Below are 16,208 nucleotides of genomic sequence, written 5' to 3' on the forward strand. Positions count from 1 at the left end.
TTCGATTCGCCCGACCCGGACCCATCATGAACGACTCGATCGAACCCGTCGCCCCACCGCCCGCCGCCGAAGCGGCCACCGCGCCCGCAGCCGTGCCGCCCGCCGCACGCGGCGCCGCCCCCGACACGCCGCCGCCTCGCCGCGCCCGCAAGCTCGCCGTGCCGCTCGCGGCCGTCGCGCTCGCCGCCGCGCTGCTCGCGCTCGGCATCGTGCCGCGTATCGATGCACGCGCCGCGCAGCGTGCGCAGGTGGCCGCGCAGCAGGCGCTGCCGGTGTCGGTCGTCGTGCCCGGCGCGGCGCCGGCCGACCAGACGCTGACGTTGCCCGGCTCGGTGGCGCCCTATGCGGACGCGTCGATCTATGCGCGCACGAGCGGCTACGTCGCGCACTGGAGCGCCGATCTCGGCACACACGTGAAGGCCGGCCAGACGCTCGCCCGGATCTCGGCGCCCGATCTCGACGCGCAATTGCGCCAGGCGCGCGCCGACGAAGCGAGCGCGCAGGCGAACTACGACTATGCGAAATCGACCGCGCAGCGCTGGCAGGACATGCTGAACACGCAATCGGTCTCGCAGCAGGACACCGACACGAAGGTCGCGGACATGAACGCGAAACGCGCGATGCTCGCGTCCGCGCAGGCGAACGTCGCGCATCTTGCCGAACTCGTGTCGTACGAGTCCGTCACCGCGCCGTTCGACGGCGTGATCACCGCACGCAACGTCGACGTCGGCACGCTGGTCACCGCGGGCGGCACGCCGGGCAGCCCGGGCCTGTCCGGCGAACTCTTCCATCTCGAACAGACGGACACGCTGCGCGTGTTCGTCGACGTGCCGCAGGACAGCGCGGCCGGCGTATCGACCGGCACGCCGGTCTACCTGACGACGCCGCAGTATCCGGGGCGGCGGCTTGCCGCGCGGGTCGCGCGCAGCGCGGGCGCGATCGATCCCGTCACGCGCACGCTGCGCGTCGAGATCGACGTCGACAACCACGATGGCGCGCTGATGCCCGGCGCGTATGCGCAGGCGCATCTCGCCGTGCCGAGCGCGGCGCCGGCGCTCGATCTGCCGGTCAGTGCACTGCTGTTCCGGCCGAACGGCGTGACGGTCGCCACCGTCGGCGCGAACGGCCGAACCGCGCTGAAGACCGTGCAGATCGGACGCGATTTCGGCACGCGCGTCGAAATCGTCGCGGGGCTCGCGGCAACCGATCGCGTGATCGACAACCCGGGCGATGCGATCACGGCCGGCGAAGCCGTGAAGATCGTGTCGACCGCGCACGATGCGGCGCCGGTTGCTGCCTCAGCTGCGCGCCCCGCGCAACCTGCCTCTGCCTCTGCCTCTGCCTCTGCCTCTGCCTCTGCCTCTGCCTCTGCCTCTGCCTCTGCCGCCGCCGCCGCCGCGCGCGGCGCGCCGCCGATGCGTGCCGTCGGCGCCGATGGTGCCGCGACGGCCGCATCGGCGCCGGTCTCGGCGCCCGCGCGCGGCTAACTCATCGACGACGACTCACGAGATATCCGCCATGCGCTTCCTTCACCCACTCCCGTTCGCCCGCCGCGTCGCCGCGCTCGGCGCCGTGGCCGCACTGACCGCCTGCTCGACGCTGCCGCCGTATTCGCCGCCCGCCGTCGCGGTACCCGCGCACTACGCGGGCGCACCGTCCGCGTCGGCCGGCTGGCGCACCGCGACGCCGGCCGACGCCGCCGCGCGCGGCGCCTGGTGGACCGTCTTCGACGACGCCGACCTGAACGCGCTCGAAGCGCGCGTCGACGTGTCGAACCAGACGGTGAAGAAAGCCGTCGCCGAGTTGCAGCAGGCGCGCGCGACGGTCGACTATCAGCACGCCGGGTTCCTGCCGACGATCACTGCGGGCGCCGCGCAAAGCCGCGCGCGCGTGTCGCAAAACCGGCTCGGCTCGTCGCTCGCGGGCAAGACGACGCCCGACTATCAGGCGGGCGTGGCCGCGAGCTGGGAACCCGACGTGTTCGGCCGCGTACGCGACGCGGTGACGGGCGCGCAGGCGGACGCCGCCGCGAGCGCGGCCGATCTGCAGGCCGTGAAGCTGTCGGTCACGGCCGAACTCGCGACCGACTATTTCGCGCTGCGCTCGCTCGACACGCAGAAGCAACTGCTCGACGACACCGTGCGCGCGTACGCGGACGCACTGACGCTGCTCAAGCGGCAACTCGCGGCCGGTGCGATCGATGCGTCGGCGGTCGCACAAGCCGAGACCCAGCTCGAATCGACGCGTACGCAGGACACCGATATCGACGCGTCGCGTGCGCAGTTGCAGCACGCGATCGCGACGCTCGTCGGCGAGAACGCGTCGACATTCGTGCTGCCGCCGCGCGTGCAGGCGTTCCACGTGCCGGCCATTCCGGCCGGCGTGCCGTCGCAACTGCTGGAGCGGCGGCCCGACATCGCGGCGGCCGAGCGCCGTGTCGCGGCCGCGAACGCGCGGATCGGCGAGGCGCGCGCCGCGTTCTTCCCGGATCTCGTGCTGTCGGCGAGCGTCGGCCTCGAGAGTTCGTTCTTCGCACCGTGGCTCACCGCGCCGAGCCTGTTCTGGTCGCTCGGTCCGCAGCTCGCCGGCACGCTGTTCGACGGCGGCCGCCGCAGCGCGTCGCTGCGCGGCGCGCACGCGCAATACGACGGTGCGGTCGCCGACTACCGGCACACCGTGCTCGTCGCGTTCCAGCAGGTCGAGGATCAGTTGTCGGCGCTCGACGCACTCGCGTCCGAAGCCGACAGCCAGCAGCGCGCGACCGACGCGGCCGATCTGTCGCTGCGGCTGACGACGAATCGCTTCAACGCGGGCGCCGTCAGCTATCTGGACGTGGTGACCGCGCAGACGATCGCGCTGACGAATCGGCGCACGGCCGATCAGATCGACGCGCGCCGGATCGAGGCAGAAGTCGGGTTGCTGAAGGCGTTGGGCGGCGGGTGGCAGGCGAGCGTGGGTGCGGATGCGAAATCGAACATCGGCGCGCAGGAACACGCACCGGCCGCGCGACCCGCACCCACCGTCACACTGCCGCCAGCCGGTTGAACGTAAGCGTGAAACGCGTGCCGAGCGTGTCGCTTTCGACCTGCGCGGTACCGCCGTGGAGTTCCATCACCGAGCGCACGATCGCAAGGCCGAGCCCGGCCGTGCCACCCGGCGCACCGCCGCTACGCGCGGGATCGCCGCGCACGAACCGGTCGAAGATCCGCGGCAGCAGCGCGCGATCGATCGGCTCGCCCGGATTCGCGACGACGACGCGCACCGCATCGGCGGCTTCATCCACGCTCAGCGTGATGACGCCGCCGGCGGGCGTGTAACGCAGCGCGTTCGCGAGCAGGTTGCCGACGGCGCGGCGAAACAGCTCGACATCGGCGGTCAGCTGCCCCTGCCCTTCGACGCGCAACGTCGAGCCCGCTTCGTCGGCAAGCCCCTCGAAGTACTCCGCGATGCGCTCGAGTTCGTCGCGCACGTCGAACGCGCGCTGCCGGGTGACGAAGCTCGGATGCTCGGCACGCGCGAGAAACAGCACGTTCTCGATCATCCGCGCGAGACGATCGTATTCCTCGAGATTCGATTCGAGCAGCGCCTGGTACTCGTCTGCCGAACGCGGCCGCGCGAGCGCGACTTCGGTGGCGCCGCGCATGTTGTTCAGCGGCGTGCGCAGGTCATGCGCGAGATCGGCGCTGAATTGCGACAGATGCGCGAACGCCTGCTGCAGGCGGCCGAGCATCGCATTCTGCGCATCGACGAGCGCGCGCAACTCGGGTGGGGCGCGCGACGCATCGAGCCGCGTGTCGAGCTTGTCGACCGTGATCCGGCCGGTGTTGTCGACGATCTCGCGCAGCGGCGCGAGCGCCGTGCGGATCAGCCAGTAGCCGAGCAGCAGCGCGAACAGCGCGCCGAGCCCGCCGGCGAGCTTGAGCCGGTCGCGGTAACCGTCGAGCAGATCGGCCCGGTCGCGCATGTTGCGGGCGATCGCGATGCGGATCGGCGTACGGTCGCCGAGCGTGGCCTCGATCACGACGCCGCGCATCGGGGTGCCGCCGCCGGCGGTCCACGTGACGAGCCGGTCGGCCGTGATCCGGTCGTTCGCGGGAACCGGCACCGCGTGCGGCGCGAACAATTGCGCGTCGGCCAGCGGAGCGAATGCGGCCGCAGGCGCATCGTCGGGCGCGGCGAGCCGGACGTTGTGACGTGCGAGCACGTCGCCCCGCGCATCGACGGCGGCCATCGACAGCGCCTCGTTGCCCAGCACCTGGCTCGTCAGCCGCTCCGCGTGCGCGCGAACCGCATCGAGCGACTCGAGCTCGCCCGCGAGCCGGCGCGTGTGACGCGCGGCCAGCACGATGTCGAGATCGTCCTGCGTATTCACCTGCCGCTCGAGGCCCGCATACACGTACGCGCCGACGAGCGCGAACGCGGCGAGCGTGGTCGCGGCGAACGCGAGCGCGAGTGTCGCGGCCAGCGAGCGCGGGCGCGTCATGCGTCGTCCTTCGGTTCGAGCACGTAGCCGACGCCGCGCACGGTATGGATCAGCTTGACCGGGAACGCGTCGTCGATCTTCGCGCGCAGGCGCCGGATCGCGACCTCGACCACGTTGGTGTCGCTGTCGAAATTCATGTCCCACACGTACGATGCGATCTGCGTCCGGCTCAGCACCTCGCCTTGCCGGCGCGCGAGCAGTTGCAGCAGCGAGAATTCGCGCGGCGTGAGGTCGATCCGCGTGGCGCCGCGCTTCACGCGGCGGCGCACCACGTCGATGTCCAGATCGCCGACCGTCAGGCGTTCGGTCTCGCGCGGCGGCCCGCGACGCGCGAGCGTGCGGATGCGGGCGAGCAGTTCGACGAACGCGAACGGTTTCACGAGATAGTCGTCGGCGCCGAGTTCGAGCCCGTGCACGCGGTCCTGCACGTCGTCGCGCGCGGTCAGGAACAGCACCGGCGTCGTGTGCGTGTCGCGCAGCCGCTTGAGCACGCCCCAGCCGTCGAGCACGGGCAGCATCACGTCGAGCACGATCACGTCGTAACGCTCTTCCTGCGCGAGCGTCAGCCCCTCGCCGCCGTCCTTCGCGAGATCGACGCTGAAGCCCGATTCCTCGAGCCCCTTCTTCAGGTACGCGCCCGTCTTCGGTTCGTCTTCGACTATCAGGATGCGCATGGCCGGCTCCGTCGCTTGCATGGGGACATCGGGCGATGTTACCCGGAAACGGCGACGCGGCCGCTCACCGTGCAGGCGCGAACGACGTAGATGACAAAACGGTAATCGGCCGGTCATCCTGGCGTACGGCCGCGAAGCGCGCGACATGGCTCGCATCGCGCCGCGCAACGAAAATCCGAGAACGCGGCATCGTTCGCGTAACGACTCCCAGCGCTCCCCCGATGAATCCGAACCCGCTCCAACGCGGCGGAACGAGCCATTCGTCCGGCCGGATGCCCGCCCCCACAAGTGACCCTTCTAACATCATAGGATTGCATTTTCACATTTAATGTGATTTTATTATCACACTCACGAGCCGCCGCCGACCACGCGCGCGCGGCGCACCCCATACCAAGGAAGAGACGCAGATGGAGACGATCGCCGTCATCGGCAGCAACATGGTCGACCTCGTGACCTATGTCGCGCGCATGCCCGCCCGGGGCGAAACGCTCGAGGCGCCGAACTTCGAGCTCGGCTGCGGCGGCAAGGGCGCGAACCAGGCCGTCGCGGCCGCGCGCCTCGGCGCGCGCGTCGTGATGGTCACGAAGGTCGGCGACGACGTGTTCGCCGACACCACGATCCGCAACTTCGAGCGCGAAGGCATCGACACCACGCACGTGCGCAAGGTCGCCGGCGTGCCCAGCGGCGTCGCGCCGATCTTCGTCGAGCCCGATTCGAGCAACAGCATCCTGATCGTCAAAGGCGCGAACCGCCATCTGCAACCGGCCGACATCGATGCGGCCGCGCCGATGCTCGCCGACTGCGCGCTGATCGTGCTGCAACTCGAAATCGAGCTCGACACCGTCTATCACGCGATCGAATTCGGCGCACGGCACGGCATTCCCGTGTTGCTGAACCCGGCCCCGGCCGTCGCCGACCTCGATTTCGAGCGCATCCGTTCCGTCGAATTCTTCGTGCCGAACGAGACCGAGCTCGCAATCGTGTCGGGCATGCCGGTCGATTCGCGCGACAGCGCGACCCGTGCTGCCGAAGCGCTGGTCGCGCGCGGGCTCAAGCACGTGCTCGTCACGCTCGGCGACAAGGGTTCGCTGCTGGTGTCGCGCGACGGCGCGCGCCACGTGCCGGGCGTGCCGGTCGACGCGCGCGATACGACGGGCGCCGGCGATGCGTATATCGGCTGCTTCGCGCGCTGCTATGCCGCGTCGCGCGACGCCGTCGACGCGATGCGTTACGCGTCCGCCTACGCCGCGCATTCGGTCACGGGCCTCGGCACGCAGAAGTCGTACGCCGACGCCGCGACGTTCGAACGCTTCCTCCGCGACGCCGGCTTCTGACCGGCGCCTTCATCGACGAGACATTGGGAAGGAGACACCCATGAGCCGCACCCGGATCGAACACACGCCCGACGGCTATTACCTGAATCGCACGCCGCTCTTCGCGTTTACGCTGCTGTGCTGCCTGTTCGCGCTGTGGGGCACGGCCGCGAACCTGAACGACGTGCTGATCGCGCAGTTCAAGAAATCGTTCTTCCTGTCCGATTTCGAATCGGCGTTCGTGCAGTCGGCGTTCTATCTCGGCTACTTCTTCCTCGCGATTCCGGCCGCGACCGTCGTGAAGAAGTTCAGCTACAAGACGACGATCCTCGTCGGCCTGCTGCTCTACACGACCGGCTGCCTGCTGTTCTTCCCGGCCGCGTCGATGGCGAAGTACGGGATGTTCCTCGTCGCGCTGTTCGTGATCGCCGCGGGCCTGTCGTTCCTCGAAACGGCGTCGAACTCGTATTCGACGCTGATGGGCCCGCGCGACACCAGCACGCGGCGGCTGAACATCTCGCAGACGTTCTATCCGTTCGGCGCGATGGCCGGCGTCTACATGGGCAGCTTCCTGATCTTCAAGGAAGGGGACGCGTCGCATGCGCAGCTCGCGGCGATGTCGGCCGCCGAAGCCCACACGCACCAGCTCGCGATGATTCAGGCCACGCTCGAACCGTACAAGTGGCTGATCGTCGTGCTCGCCGCCGTGTTCGTCGTGTTCGCACTCACGCCGTACCCGGCGTGCAAGGGCAACGGCGCGAGCACGGTCACGCACCGGATCGACGCGCGCGGCACGCTCGCGCGGCTGTTCGGCAACCGGCGCTTCGTCGCGGGCGTGGTCGCGCAATTCCTGTACGTCGGCGCGCAGGTCGGCGTGTGGAGCTTCACGATCCGGCTCGCGATGCAGATCGGCGGCCTCACCGAGCGCGGCGCGTCGCGCTACCTGCTCGCGACCTTCTTCGCGTTCTTCGTCGGCAAGCTGGTCGCGACACTCGTGATGAAGCGCGTCGGCCCGGCCAAGGTGCTGATCGTCTACGGCATCCTGTGCATCGCGCTGCTTGCATACACGATCAGCGTGCACAACATCACGGCCGTGTATGCAGCCGTGTGCGTGAGCATCTTCCTCGGCCCGTGCTGGCCGACAATCTACGGGCTGACGATCGACGGCCTCGGCAAGGACACCGAATACGGCGGCTCGATCCTCGTGATGAGCATCGTCGGCGGCGCGGTCGTGCCGCTGATCCAGGGGCTGATCTCCGATCACACGGGCGGCAACATGCAGCTCGCGTTCGTCGTGCCGCTCGCATGCTTCGTCGTGATCGTCTACTACGGCTTCTACTGCCTGCGTCATCTGCCGGCGGCAACGCCCGACGCAGCGGCCGACGGGCCCGCGTCCGCGCGCTACGCCGCGACGCGCCGCACGTCGGGAGCCTGACCATGCGCGGCGAGATCGAACTGCGGCGCGACGACTTCCGCGAAGCACCGCGCACGCTGTATCGCACCGACGGCATCACCGTCACCGCGTTCGCGTATCCGTCCGGCGTCGAGGCGCTGAAGCTCGAGAACCGCCGCGGCCATCTCGTCGTGCTGCCGTATCTCGGCCAGATGATCTGGGCCGCCGAATTCGACGGCCGCGACCTGACGATGAAGCACATGTTCCGGCAGCCGAGGCGCGCGACGTCGATCGTCGATACCTACGGCTGCTTCATGTTCCACAGCGGGCTGCTGCGCAACGGCTGCCCGGGGCCGGACGACACGCACGCGCTGCACGGCGAGATGCCGTGCGCGCCGATGGATCGCGCGAGCCTGATCGTCGGCACGGATGCGCGCGGCGCCATGGTCGAAGTGACGGGAGAATACGAGTACGTGCAGGGCTTCGGCAGCCACTACGTCGCGCGTCCGTCGGTGCGAGTGACGGAGCACGATGCGCGGATGACGATCGCGATGGACGTGACGAATCTCGGCGGCGCGCCGATGGACCTGATGTACATGGCCCACCTGAATTACGCGTACGTGCCGGGCGGCCGCTTCGTGCAATCGCTCCCGCACGGCGGCATGCGGCTGCGCGACAGCGTGCCCGCGCACGTGAAGCCGACCGCTGCGTGGCGCGACTACACGGCCACGCTCGCGCGCGAACCGGCGCGGCTCGCGACGCTCGATGCGCCCGCGCTGTACGACCCGGAGATCGTGTTGTTCATGAACGACGTGCAAGCGGATGCCGACGGCGTCGCGCATTTCCGGCTCGCGCATCCGGACGGCGGCGCGTTCCACACCGCGTACCGCCCCGCGCAATTCCCGCATGCGACGCGCTGGATCCTGCACAACGCGGATCAGCAGGTCGCCGCGTTCGCGCTGCCGTCGACCTGCGAGCCGGAAGGTAACGAAGCCGAACGCCGCAAGGGTCACGTCGCGGCGCTGGCGCCGGGTGCGTCGCGCCGCTTCGAGGTGGTCACCGGCTACTTGAGCGCGGCGGAAGCGCGCGATGCCTGACGCGATGAATAGCGCGACGCCCGGCGCGCTGCACGCGCGCGCCGCATCAGGTCACGAGCGCGATCCCGTGTTCGCGGATCGCGGTTTCGTAGCGGCGGCTCAGTTGCCCGTCGGAGATCACGTAGTTGAAATCGGTCAGTTCGGCGAAATAGGCCGCGCGCACTTCGTCGAACTTCGTGTGATCGACCAGCAGGAAGCGGTTCTGCGCGCGCGCCATCACCTTCTTCTTCGCATCGACTTCGTGGAAGTTGAAGCACGTGACGCCGCAGCGATCGCTCACGCCGGCCGCCGAGATGAACGCCTTCGACACGCGCACCGAATCGAGGATGCCCGTTTCGGCGACCGATTCGAACACCATGTTCTGGCGGTGATACGCGCCGCCGCACAGGATCACGTTGCAATGCGGCTTTTGCTGCAGCTTCGCGAACACGTTCAACGAATTGCAGACCGCCGTGAATTCGAGGTCGTCCGGAATGAAATCGACGACGAACGGCGTGGTCGACCCGCAGTCGACGAAGATCGTGTCGCCGGTCGTCACGAACTGCGCGGCCAGCTTGCCGATGCGGCGCTTTTCCTCGGTCTGCCGGTTGTTCTCGGCGCTGATCAGGTATTCGCCGATGTCGCTGCGCTGCGCGGCGAAATGGCGCGTCACGTAGCCGCCGATCAGGCTGAGGCCATGCGGGTTGTCCGCGAGATCGCGGCGGATCGTCATTTCGGACACGCCGAACAGCTCGGCGACTTCCCGCAGATGAATCGCGTTCTGCCCTTGCAGCACGTTCATCAATGTCTTGATCCGTTCGCCCTTCTTTGTTTCCATGCCTGTATCCTGCGTGCCCGTCGCGTGAGTCGCTCGTCGTGCCGGGCGCGCAGGCCCGGCCGGAATGTCGTATTTGTAACAAACCGATGTGAAAACATCAACTTTCCGTGTGCCCTTTCCGCACACGATCCGTGGAGTCCTGACACATGCCGCTTTCCAACGCCCAACTCGCCCAAACCATCGATCACACGCTGCTTGCGCCCGACGCGAGCGACGCGCAGATCCGCGAACTCTGCCGCCAGGCGGCCGAGCATCGCTTTTACTCGGTCTGCGTGAATTCGGCGAACGTGCCGCTTGCCGCGCGCGAGCTGGCCGATACCGGCGTGCTCGTCTGTGCCGTGGTCGGCTTTCCGCTCGGCGCGGGGCTGTCCGCCGCGAAGGCATTCGAAGCCACCGCCGCGATCGCGGCGGGCGCCAGCGAGATCGACATGGTGATCAACATCGGCGCGCTGAAAAGCGGCCGCGCCGACGACGTGAAGGCCGACATCGACGCCGTGCACCGCGCCTGCGGCACGGTGCCGCTCAAGGTGATCCTCGAAACGGGATTGTTGACCGACGACGAGAAGGTGCGCGTGTGCGAGATGTGCCGCGATCTCGGCGTCGCGTTCGTGAAGACGTCGACCGGGTTCGGCCATGGCGGCGCGACGCTCGCGGATGTCGCGCTGATGCGCCGCACGGTCGGGCCGACGCTCGGCGTGAAGGCGTCGGGCGGCGTGCGCGACCGCGCGGCCGCGCTCGCGATGCTCGAGGCCGGCGCAACCCGGCTCGGCACGAGTTCGGGGGTGGCGATCGTCACGGATCAGGGCGGCGGCGGGTCGGGGTACTGATGCGCGAACGGCCGGCCTTCGCGCACGTGCATCACGCGTCAAGACCGGCCGTCGAAATACCTCGCGCGAGCCGGACCGTGCGGCGTCGCCCTTGTCGTACGACTCGTCGGACTGCTCCGCCGTCGGCAATCAACGTAAGATATCGAACAGAAGCGTCCCGCGCGAAAATACGAAAATCGACAAGTCAGAGGCCGTCTGCATCGCTTCGCGATCCGTGAACTCATCGTCAGGGCTCCAATGCAAGCCAATCTTCGGTCCCGGTTCCATCACGACGGCTTTGCGGTCATCAACGGGCTGATCGACATCTCGGAGATCGAAGACTTGCGCGAAATCGGCCATCGTCTGCTCGGCAGCCGCACGGGCTACGCCGAGGGCCTGATGTTCGATTTCTATCCCGAGTCGAACGGGCGCGATTTCGACCCTCAACTTCTCCAACTCCACTGGGCATCCTATTTCGAGCGTCGGCTATCGAGGCTCCGTATCCGCCGCGCCGCGTTCGATATCGCCAAGACGCTGCTCGGCCCGAACGTTCGTTTCGCCGGCGACAGTTTTTTCCTGAAGCAGTCGCATACGGACACCGTGACGCCGTGGCATCAGGACGACGCATTTACCGACGCGCGCATCGACCATCGCGAAGTCAACTTCTGGATTCCGTTACAAGCCGTGTCGATCGATAACGGGTGCATGCAGTTCATCCCCGGGTCGCATCTGTACGACGTCCTTCCGCATGCACCGCTCGGGGGCGACGTGACGGCCCATGGACTCGAGTGTGTCGGCGGATTCGATCCGGCTCGCGCCGTGGCGTGTCCGTTGATGCCGGGAGACTGCACCGTGCATGCGGGGCGCACGCTGCATGCCGCGGGGGCAAACTTCTCGGACCAGCCGCGGTACGCGTATGCGCTCAATTTCCGGTTACCGCGACGGCGCTCGGGTATGGCGACGAACTTTCCGTGGCACGACACGTGGCGACCCTCGCGCATCGAGCGCTCGCGGGTGTCCCGGGGTCTACGTGGGTGCTGGCCGTATCTTCGACGCGAGCTGTACACCTTCGACTTCCGCAATCCGTTCGAGTGGCAACTCGCGGGCGGCAGGATCGCGCGTTGGTTGAACGTGTCGCGGCAACGGAGGCACGAACCCGAGCCGGAGTGAATCGTCGGCCACAGCAGCCACTGCGCGTTCTCCGCGATGTTCAAGCGGCACTTCGGGATGTCGCCGTCGGCGTTTTATGCGTAACGGCGGCGCGACCGCTACCGCGCCGCAATCGCCACGATGAAGCAGGCGCACGCGGCCGCCGACGCCACCGTGCGCACGTGATTCCACCTCGTCCAGTCGTGCAGGTAGCGCGCCCACAGCGCCGCGCCGTGCGTCGTGGCCGGATCGGCCGCGGCGAGCGCATCGTTGAGCGGCACGTTGACGGCCATCGTCACCGCGAACATGCCGAACACGTACAGCACGCCGCCGGCGAGCGCCGCCATCGCGCCCGGCGAGTCGCGATCGAACAGCGCGATCACGACGAGCGCGAGCGCCATCAGCGTCGTGCCGAGGAACAGCGGCATGAACGACGAACGCACGATGTCGACGTTGATCGCGTTCATCGCGGCCGCGCCGGCCGGCGGCGCGAGCCGCCCGAGCGACGTCATCACGAACGCCGAAAATGCGAAGTACACGCCGGCCATCAGCCCGCAGCCAACGGCGGAACCCCACAACAACGCCGAAGTCACGAACGCGATCATGGTCGGGCGTTCCACACGCCGGTCGCGGCGGCCGCATGCGCATAGTCGGCGAAATCGCGCGCCGGGCGACCGAGCGTGGCCTCGACGCCCTGTGTCACCGCGCTGTTGCGCCCGTCGAGCACCACGTCGAACAGGTCGTCGAGCAGCGCGACGACCGGTGCCGGTACGCCGACCTCACGCAGCCCCGCGACGAACGCATCGTGCGCAATCTCGCGATAGGCGATCGGCCGCCCGGCAGCCCGTGCGATTTCGCCGACCGCTTCGGCGAACGTCAGTGCGCGCGGGCCCGTGACCTCGATCACGCGGTCCGCGAACCGCGCATCGGTGAGCGCAGCCACGGCCACGTCCGCGATGTCGTCCGCATCGACGAACGGCTCGGGCACCGCGCCGGCCGGCAACGCGACTTCGCCGGCCAGCACGCCGTCGAGCAGATAGCCTTCGGAGAAGTTCTGGTTGAACCAGCTTGCACGCACGACACCCCAGCCTACGCCCGACGCCTGCAGCGCGGCCTCGGCGGCCTGCGCACGCGGCTCGCCGCGCCCGGACAGCAGCACCACGCGCTCGACGCCGCGCTCCCGCGCGAGCCGCGCAAATCCGGCGATCGCGTCCACCGCGCCTTCGACGGCCAGATCGGGCTGGTAGGTCACATAAGCGGCCGACACGCCATCGAGCGCGGCCGGCCAGGTTTCGGGCGCCGTCCAGTCGAAGCGGACCGCCGACGTGCGCGACACCGGTCGCGTCGCGAGGCCGCGCATGCGCAGCCGGGCATCGACGCGGGCGCCCGTCTTGCCCGAACCGCCGACGATGAGGATGGGAAGTGCCGACATGCGCGTCTCCTTCATGGAAAAAACACGAGAATGTCTCGCGTTTTAAAAACACGATAGACTCTCGCATTAATAACGTCAAGTTTTTCGGGAGGCGGCATGGGCCGGCAAAAATCGGGGCAGAGCGACGAGCCCGCCGCGGCGGCGGACGCGCCGGCGCGTGCGCGGCTGGTACCGACGCAGCAGCGCAGCCGCGAGCGGTTCGAGCGCATCCTTGCATGCGCATCGGAAGTGATGATCGAGAAAGGCTGCGACGCGTTCCGGATGAGCGACATCGTCGAACGCACGGGCATTTCGTTCGGGTCGCTGTATCAGTACTTTCCGGACAAGACGGCCGTGATCGGCACGCTCGCGGAGCGCTACAACGAGGTTGGCCACGACTGCGTGCGGCGCGATCTCGCCACGATGAAGACGCTCGACGATCTGCACGGCACGCTTGCACGCATCACGGACAGCTATTACCGGATGTTCGTCGACGAGCCGCTGATGCGCGACATCTGGCGCGCGACGCAGGCCGATCGCGCGCTGCAGGAACTGGATCGCGCGGACGGCGAATTCCTGGCCGGACTGTTCGCGAATGCGCTGGCAGACGTCGCGCCCGACACGACCCGCGTGCAACGCAGCGCATTCGCGGAACTGATGATGATCCAGATCGCGGCGGCCGTGCGCCATGCGATCACGCTGCCGCCGAAGGCGGCGCGGCAGCTTCTGGCGATGTTCAAGCGCGCGCTGCCGCGCGACCTGTCGATACTCGACGCGTAATCTCGCCGTGCGCGCCGCTCAATGCACACGGCCGCCCGAAGGCGGCCGCGCGAAGAGGCACCGATGCGCCGCTTACTTGCCGTAGTCGTACACCCCACGCCCCGTCTTCCGCCCGAGCCGCCCCGCCGACACCATCTCGCGCAGCAGCGGGCACGCACGATACTTCGGATCCCCGAAGTCCTTCAGGAATACGTCCATCACCGCGAGGCACACGTCGAGCCCGACGAGGTCGGCCAGCGCGAGCGGCCCGATCGGGTGGTTCGCGCCGAGCTTCATCCCCGCGTCGATCTCCTCGGCCGACGCGATGCCTTCGGCCAGCACGAAGAACGCTTCGTTGATCATCGGCACCAGGATCCGGTTCACGACGAAGCCCGGCGAATTGCGCACGCCGATCGGCGATTTGTCGAAACGCTCGGTCAGCGCGCGCACGGCCGACGCGGTCGCGTCGCTCGTCTGCAGCCCGCGGATGATCTCGACGAGCGGCATCAGCGGCACCGGGTTGAAGAAATGCATGCCGAGGAAACGCGACGGATCGGCGAGCGGCGCCGCGAGCGCGGTGATCGAGATCGACGACGTGTTGGTCGCGATGATCGCGTCCGGGCGCGCGACGGCCTCGATCTGCTTCAGGATGCGGCCCTTCAGCTCGACGTTCTCGGTCGCCGCTTCGATGACGATGTCGACCGCCGCGAGCTTCGCGTAGTCGGTCGACGTCGCGATGCGCGCGAGCGCCGCATCGCGTGCGGCCGCGTCGAGCTTGTCCTTCGACACGAGTCGCTCGAGGCTGCCCTTCAGCGTCGCGAGACCCTTGTCGAGCGCGGCGTCGCTGACATCGATCATCACGACGTTCAGTCCTGCAACGGCGGCGGTTTGCGCAATGCCGTTGCCCATGGTTCCGGCGCCTACGACGCCGACGGTTTCGATGGCCATGAAATGTCCTGTGTATTCGGATGCCGAGCGGTCGATTATCAGATGTTCTCGAAGATCGCGGCAATCCCCTGGCCGCCGCCGATACACATCGTCACGAGCGCGTAACGGCCGCCGATACGCTTCAGTTCGTACAGCGCCTTCACCGTGATCAGCGCGCCGGTCGCGCCGATCGGGTGACCGAGCGAGATGCCCGAGCCGTTCGGGTTGACCTTCGCGGGATCGAGGCCGAGCTCCTGCGTGACCGCGCAGGCCTGTGCGGCGAACGCCTCGTTGGCTTCGATCACGTCGAGATCGGCGATCGTCAGGCCCGCGCGTTCAAGCGCCTTCTGCGTGGCCGGCACCGGACCGATGCCCATGTACGCCGGATCGACGCCCGCGTGCGCATACGACACGAGACGCGCGAGCGGCTTCACGCCCTGCGCGCGCGCGGCGTCCGCGCTCATCATCAGCACGGCGGCGGCCGCATCGTTGATGCCCGATGCGTTGCCGGCCGTCACGGTGCCGTTCTCCTTCACGAACACAGGCTTGAGCTTCGTGAAATCGTCCGCGCTCGCGTCGTGCCGCACGTGCTCGTCGGTGTCGAACGCGACTTCGCCCTTCTTCGTGCGGATCGAGATCGGCAGGATCTGATCCTTGAAGCGCCCTTCCGCGATCGCGCGCGCCGCGCGACGATGCGACTCGAGCGCCAGCGCATCCTGCGCGTCACGCGAGATGTCGTACTTGCGTGCGACGTTCTCGGCCGTCACGCCCATGTGGATCGTCTGGAACGGGTCGTGCAGCGCGCCGAGCATCATGTCGACGAGTTTCGCATCGCCCATGCGCTGGCCGAAACGCGCGGCCGGCACGGTGTACGGCGCGCGGCTCATGCTCTCCGAACCGCCGCCGATCGCGACGTCGGCGTCGCCGAGCATGATCGTCTGCGCGGCCGACACGATCGCCTGCAGGCCCGAGCCGCACAGGCGGTTCACGGTGAGCGCCGGCGTGTGCTGCGCGACGCCGCCGTTGATCGCCGCGACGCGCGCGAGATACATGTCCTTCGGCTCGGTGTTCACGACGTGGCCGAACACGACATGCCCGACCGCGTCGCCCGGCACGCTCGCGCGCGCCAGCACTTCGGCGACGACCTTCGCGCCGAGGTCGGTCGGCGAGAAATCCTTCAGGCTCCCGCCGAAATCGCCGATCGCGGTACGGACACCGCTCACCACCACGACTTCCTTCGCTGCATTGCTCATCGTCTCACTCCGGTTCGTTCGCGCCCGCGGGGCGCGGGGATGCGTTGCGTTACATGTTCGGGTAATTCGGCCCGCCGCCGCCTTCGGGCGTGACCCACACGATGTTCTGCGTCGGGTCCTTGATGT

General features: G+C 68.3%; 16 protein-coding genes. 8 read left to right on the top strand and 8 right to left on the bottom strand.

Annotated elements, in window-relative coordinates; all coding sequences use genetic code 11:
• Positions 1-26 precede the first annotated feature (26 nt).
• A complete protein-coding gene (locus WS61_RS06935) occupies positions 27-1,487 on the top strand; it encodes an efflux RND transporter periplasmic adaptor subunit (protein WP_059499797.1) in 1,461 nt (486 codons plus the stop codon).
• A gap of 31 nt (positions 1,488-1,518) precedes the next feature.
• Complete coding sequence (locus tag WS61_RS06940; RefSeq protein WP_059499798.1) at positions 1,519-3,045, top strand: efflux transporter outer membrane subunit; 1,527 nt, start codon at positions 1,519-1,521, stop codon at positions 3,043-3,045.
• Here the strand turns inward: WS61_RS06940 and WS61_RS06945 are convergent.
• Complete coding sequence (locus tag WS61_RS06945) at positions 3,023-4,483, bottom strand: heavy metal sensor histidine kinase (protein WP_059499799.1); 1,461 nt, start codon at positions 4,481-4,483, stop codon at positions 3,023-3,025. The genes WS61_RS06940 and WS61_RS06945 overlap by 23 nt on opposite strands.
• Positions 4,480-5,157 (bottom strand): heavy metal response regulator transcription factor, encoded by a 678-nt coding sequence (locus WS61_RS06950; RefSeq protein ID WP_059499809.1) that lies wholly within the window; start codon positions 5,155-5,157, stop codon positions 4,480-4,482. The genes WS61_RS06945 and WS61_RS06950 overlap by 4 nt, the downstream gene beginning before the upstream one ends.
• Positions 5,158-5,564: 407 nt before the next feature.
• Here WS61_RS06950 and rbsK point away from each other — a divergent pair, with 407 nt between their 5' ends.
• From rbsK to WS61_RS06965, 3 genes are read left to right on the top strand one after another with little or no spacing between them, the layout of a single operon-like run.
• A complete protein-coding gene (rbsK, locus tag WS61_RS06955; RefSeq protein ID WP_059499800.1) occupies positions 5,565-6,491 on the top strand; it encodes a ribokinase in 927 nt (308 codons plus the stop codon).
• Between the two features lie 40 nt (positions 6,492-6,531).
• The gene (gene fucP / locus WS61_RS06960) at positions 6,532-7,905 is read left to right on the top strand and encodes an L-fucose:H+ symporter permease (RefSeq protein ID WP_059499801.1); all 1,374 of its coding nucleotides are present in this window, start codon (positions 6,532-6,534) and stop codon (positions 7,903-7,905) included.
• Between the two features lie 2 nt (positions 7,906-7,907).
• Positions 7,908-8,960: an aldose 1-epimerase family protein gene (locus WS61_RS06965; protein ID WP_059499802.1), complete on the top strand. Its 1,053-nt coding sequence runs from the start codon at positions 7,908-7,910 to the stop codon at positions 8,958-8,960.
• Between the two features lie 46 nt (positions 8,961-9,006).
• Here the strand turns inward: WS61_RS06965 and deoR are convergent, their stop codons facing one another.
• Positions 9,007-9,777, bottom strand: a complete 771-nt coding sequence (deoR, locus tag WS61_RS06970) for a DNA-binding transcriptional repressor DeoR (RefSeq protein WP_034209379.1) — start codon at positions 9,775-9,777, stop codon at positions 9,007-9,009.
• A 146-nt stretch (positions 9,778-9,923) separates the two neighbouring features.
• On the opposite strand from deoR, the gene deoC reads away from it, so the two are divergent.
• A complete protein-coding gene (gene deoC, locus WS61_RS06975) occupies positions 9,924-10,604 on the top strand; it encodes a deoxyribose-phosphate aldolase (protein WP_059499803.1) in 681 nt (226 codons plus the stop codon).
• Positions 10,605-10,841: 237 nt separating this feature from the next.
• Positions 10,842-11,753, top strand: a complete 912-nt coding sequence (locus WS61_RS06980; protein WP_059499804.1) for a phytanoyl-CoA dioxygenase family protein — start codon at positions 10,842-10,844, stop codon at positions 11,751-11,753.
• Positions 11,754-11,851: 98 nt separating this feature from the next.
• Here WS61_RS06980 and WS61_RS06985 read toward each other — a convergent pair whose 3' ends face one another.
• Entirely contained in the window at positions 11,852-12,337 is a 486-nt protein-coding gene (locus WS61_RS06985; protein WP_059499810.1) for a DUF1772 domain-containing protein, read from the bottom strand.
• Positions 12,334-13,164 (bottom strand): NmrA family transcriptional regulator, encoded by an 831-nt coding sequence (locus tag WS61_RS06990; protein WP_059499811.1) that lies wholly within the window; start codon positions 13,162-13,164, stop codon positions 12,334-12,336. Before WS61_RS06990 ends, WS61_RS06985 begins: the two co-directional genes overlap by 4 nt.
• A gap of 96 nt (positions 13,165-13,260) precedes the next feature.
• Between WS61_RS06990 and WS61_RS06995 the strand changes: the two genes are divergently transcribed.
• Complete coding sequence (locus WS61_RS06995; RefSeq protein ID WP_059499805.1) at positions 13,261-13,923, top strand: TetR/AcrR family transcriptional regulator; 663 nt, start codon at positions 13,261-13,263, stop codon at positions 13,921-13,923.
• 72 nt (positions 13,924-13,995) lie between these two features.
• Here the strand turns inward: WS61_RS06995 and WS61_RS07000 are convergent, their stop codons facing one another.
• The 3 genes from WS61_RS07000 to WS61_RS36030 form a co-directional block, all read right to left on the bottom strand.
• The gene (locus WS61_RS07000) at positions 13,996-14,850 is read right to left on the bottom strand and encodes a 3-hydroxybutyryl-CoA dehydrogenase (protein ID WP_059499806.1); all 855 of its coding nucleotides are present in this window, start codon (positions 14,848-14,850) and stop codon (positions 13,996-13,998) included.
• 38 nt (positions 14,851-14,888) lie between these two features.
• Positions 14,889-16,082 carry a beta-ketothiolase BktB gene (bktB, locus tag WS61_RS07005; protein WP_059499807.1) on the bottom strand — a complete coding sequence of 398 codons (1,194 nt, stop codon included), beginning with the start codon at positions 16,080-16,082 and terminating at the stop codon, positions 14,889-14,891.
• 49 nt (positions 16,083-16,131) lie between these two features.
• The coding region (locus tag WS61_RS36030; RefSeq protein WP_133168007.1) for a 4Fe-4S dicluster domain-containing protein at positions 16,132-16,208 on the bottom strand (77 nt) is incomplete at its 5' end.

Origin of the sequence: Burkholderia sp. ABCPW 11, from assembly GCF_001523445.1 — a bacterium.
Classification (GTDB): domain Bacteria; phylum Pseudomonadota; class Gammaproteobacteria; order Burkholderiales; family Burkholderiaceae; genus Burkholderia.